4 protein-coding genes are annotated in these 4,163 nt (G+C 26.7%); 1 reads left to right on the forward strand and 3 read right to left on the reverse strand.

Annotated features, from left to right (window positions below):
* Positions 1 to 254: 254 nt before the first annotated feature.
* Entirely contained in the window at positions 255 to 578 is a 324-nt protein-coding gene (locus KGF36_RS19760) for a BlaI/MecI/CopY family transcriptional regulator (protein WP_227830482.1), read from the reverse strand.
* Between the two features lie 161 nt (positions 579 to 739).
* Here KGF36_RS19760 and KGF36_RS19765 point away from each other — a divergent pair, with 161 nt between their 5' ends.
* On the forward strand, positions 740 to 1,108 hold the full coding sequence (locus tag KGF36_RS19765) for a helix-turn-helix domain-containing protein (RefSeq protein WP_227830483.1): 369 nt from the start codon (positions 740 to 742) through the stop codon (positions 1,106 to 1,108).
* A gap of 539 nt (positions 1,109 to 1,647) precedes the next feature.
* Here KGF36_RS19765 and KGF36_RS19770 read toward each other — a convergent pair.
* Positions 1,648 to 1,800, reverse strand: a complete 153-nt coding sequence (locus tag KGF36_RS19770; protein ID WP_227483916.1) for a type I toxin-antitoxin system toxin — start codon at positions 1,798 to 1,800, stop codon at positions 1,648 to 1,650.
* 1,002 nt (positions 1,801 to 2,802) lie between these two features.
* Positions 2,803 to 3,867 (reverse strand): phage/plasmid replication protein, encoded by a 1,065-nt coding sequence (locus KGF36_RS19775; protein WP_227854972.1) that lies wholly within the window; start codon positions 3,865 to 3,867, stop codon positions 2,803 to 2,805.
* Between the last annotated feature and the right edge of the window lie 296 nt (positions 3,868 to 4,163).

Here is a 4,163-nt window from a genome sequence, read left to right on the forward strand (position 1 = left end):
ATTTTAAATCATGCTTTAAGCTATTAAACATAGTATCTAAAACATAATTTACATTCAAACAACTCTATAATTATAGAACGTTCGTACGCATTACTATGTCTATTTTTACATACAGACGAAAAAATTTTTAGTATGGAAATAAATGACTTTTTTTATGCTAATTTATAATTTTACAAAACGACAATTCTATATCTAATCATATATACTACAATTATAGAATTAATGATTTTAAAATATTAAAACTTATTAAGTTGCTACTTTTTTTTAGTGCAGTCTATCAAAGAATCAATCAAACTTTCTATAGAATTAGAGTGTACTTCTCTTAAAAATCTCTTTGTTTCAAATATTTTATATTCTTCTTTTGTTATAAGTATTGTATAGTGTGTTATTCTTTTTATTCTATCAGACGCTAAAAAACGCTTATTGACTAGCCTTGAAAGTAGAGTTAATGTAGTTGTTGCTTTCCAATTACAGTCATTCTCCATAGCTTCAATAAGTTCTTTTGATGTCACTATATCATTTTTAACCCAAATAAATTTCATAACTTTCAATTCAGCCTGTGGTATTTTTTTAATCATTACATACCTTCTTCCTACTATTATTATATAATTTAAAAAGAATATTTTTTATTTCTTTCAAACGAAAGATTCTACAGATATTATTTTAGTGAGTTTATTATAATACAATTCTCAAAAGGTTACAATATACAAAAATAGTAGCTGAAAGGAATAAGTAAAAAATGGACTTAGATTTTAGAGCGATTGGTCAGAGAATTAAAATTGCTAGAATAAAGAAAAGACTTACACAAGATACTTTATCGGAATTGGTAAATATAACTCCACAACACATGAGCAACATCGAACGAGGTGGTTCTAGTGTCAGCCTGCCAACTTTAATTGCGATTTCTAATGTTTTGCATGTGTCAGTAGATGAGTTATTGTGTGATGCAGTCTTAGACTCTAAAATTGTTTTTGAAAAAGAATTACAAGAAGTTATAAGTGACTGTAATGAATATGAGATAAGAGTTATTGTTAATGTAGTAAAAACTACAAAAGATTCTATGAGAAGTGTTAAAATGTTTCAAAACAAAACAGAAAATAGATATTAAATAGATAAAATTTAATTTTAAATATAAAACCTCTGAACATTAGTATTTGTAATGCTTAGAGGCTTTTTTGTGTTGTCAGTAAAAAAGACATAAAATTATGTATTTTATGCCATAACTTTATAAAATCCAGTAATTGCAATACTTCTATACCCCTATCAGGTAAGTTTTTATAGTTCATTTGTCAGTTGTATGTCAGCAATACTGCCTATCCTACAAAAAATAGTAGGTTACTTTTTTCAAGCCGCCTACTTTTTTATTAATTAACTTAGAACTCATATAAGCCATTTTAAGCCTTCCTAATTTTGTTTTAATGGAATATTTATACAAGTCATTAAGGCTCATTGTAAATTTACTACATGAGGCTCAGCATAACATATCATATAAAAAATTTTAAATTAATAATTACATATACATAGAGTACAATATTTAGAATTTAAAAAAGTGTATTTAATACTTAATAATATTTTTAAATAATGGTATAATAAAAACAAGAAGAACTATATTCTAATATGCAATAGAGTAGAGTTCACTAATTTAGATTAATCTTTTTTGAACTTAATTTTTAGTTCAAAATCAAAGTCACTCTTTGCCGTAGAGTGGCTTTTTACTTTTATCTTAAATAATTTATTTATTAAATAAACTATTAGACTAGCAATTAAACTTGCTAATACACTTAGTAAAAATACGTCCATACTTCTTCACCTCCTTCCATAAAATTCAGAAGTAAGGTTTTTTCTTTGTATGAACTCCACTCTTAGATTATAGGTTACATCTTCTTGTTAAAATTATTATAACATAAATTACCATTTTTAAAATCTAGTATTATCACCTCTTTTATATTCATTTCTATTACTCTACATTCAAACTATGTTACATAAGTTTAGTAACTAATCACATTTACTTTTTAGTACAAAAATACCCTATTACAACCGTTACATTCGTTACAGTTCATACCTTACCCCTTCATAGCCTTAAAGATTTTAAAAGTATTATTTTAATTGATTTATCTATCAACCAATGCTACACCATAGGGAATTAGGAAATGGCTATTCTCCCCCTATATCCCAAAATATATTTAAGATATAAGAGGATATACAACACCACTTTTTCATGAGGTATCCGTATACCCTACGTTTTATTTGTATCTATGTAGAAACTTATTCAACGTCAACTGTTCAAACTCGCTTAGGTCTAGTATTATCAAGTAGGATAATCATTCCTTCACAGTCGCCCCACACTAGGACAGGCACTCCACTTCTAAAGCCTTATTACTTTATTAGCTTGTCTAAGAAATTGTTCCTCCCCCTCAAACGGCACTGTCACGAGTGATTAGCTCGTCAGTTTTTTATTATAGAGTGTTATTCCTCTAACCACTCTTAAATATCTGCATTAAAAAAAGCCTTGTCCAACTATTTTGAACAAAGCTTGTAATTATCTTTTATCGTTATTATCTTGATTTTTTGACTTGCATCTCTTATAATTTATGTATATCAAGAATGATAACAGCTATATTTTATATACTCTATGTTCTTCCAAAACATTTAGTATTTTAAACTATAGTTAAAAGATTACTATTTACTTAACTAATGTCAGTAGTTGGTATTAATCCCGAGTAATGTCTTCCAAACATTAAAGGGAATAGTAGTCTTTTTTTATATTCAATTTTTTGTATAAGTTAATTATAATTCTAGTTATCAAATATTACTAGCATTTTCCATCAATTTTTCTATTTTTTGGTCTAAAAGTTTAATCGGACTATCTAATTTGTTTGTTTTGTAAACTGTTTTTATGAGTGCAGGAGCTATGTTTAGCAACTCTAACATCTTAAAATATTTCTTTAGTTCATCTTTAGAATACTTTTTCTTTTTAGCATATCTTAGTTCTAAATATTGCAATAGCTTCTTTTTACTATTCTTCTTCAACTTATTTGTCTCTTGGACTATTTTCTTAGCTTCAAAGTAATTGTAAAAGTCTAGTCTAGTGCTACAGATGAATCGCTTGTACTTAGTTAGAACTATATCTCTACATGTATATATATCATTAAAATATGTTTTAAATGCTCTTCCATACTTTTTGAGTTCATAATTTGCACACTTAACCTCTAATCTTAAAGTATTAGTCGCAAGCTCCAAGTCAAGTTGGTTTATATTTATGCTACTCTTATACATATCTACTTTACTTTTTAAAGCTTTCAGTTGCTCTAATTTGTTATAGAAATTAATAGTGTATGTTTTATTTATGTTGCTCTTATAATTATGCTTAGACTTTATATAAACGCTTGTGTTTGTGTCTATGTTATTTTTATCTACATAGTTAATATATCGACTATCAGCTTTATCTTTTACAATTTGATTAAATAGTTGCAAGTATAAATCTGCATTTACATTATAAATATTAAATGTTATTTCAATACTTGCGACTGTAAATTCTAGTATGTCTAGCTCTATGTTGAATAGCTCTATAATCTTATTATTTATCTTTTGTCTTATTTCTTCTCTGTAACTATACAAATCATCTATGTTATGTACATGATTACCTTCTCTAAGCAACATTACAAGTCTACCATTCACATATATTTTATTTGAATTTACAGCATATAGAAACCTTACTCCATTCCAAGTGAGTATGTATGAAGAAATAACTTTTTTAACTTCTCCAGTTCCATAATCTATGTATTCTTCATAATTCTTTTTTAATTTCAAACTAAACTTACTTGTATCTAGCTTTACATTTTTATATAAGTTAACTCTATCTATCATACCCCACACCCCTTACGAAATCATCATCTAATACAATCATTAATACTATATTTCTATGATAAAAGCATGATTGCAAAATCAAAAATTTGACTTAATAACACCATTAATTAAGGGGCAATTTAGCCTTGCAAATTTAGGACTTTTAGTGTTATGGAAATGGAAGGACTACAACAAAAGAAAACTTTCTCTATCCCTACATATACCATATACACCCCCCCTATTTTAAATCATGCTTTAAGCTATTAAACATAGTATCTAAAACATAATTTACATTCAAACAACTCTATAATTATAGA

Source organism: Clostridioides sp. ZZV14-6009 (assembly GCF_020658095.1).
In the GTDB taxonomy this organism is placed as follows: Bacteria; Bacillota; Clostridia; order Peptostreptococcales; family Peptostreptococcaceae; genus Clostridioides.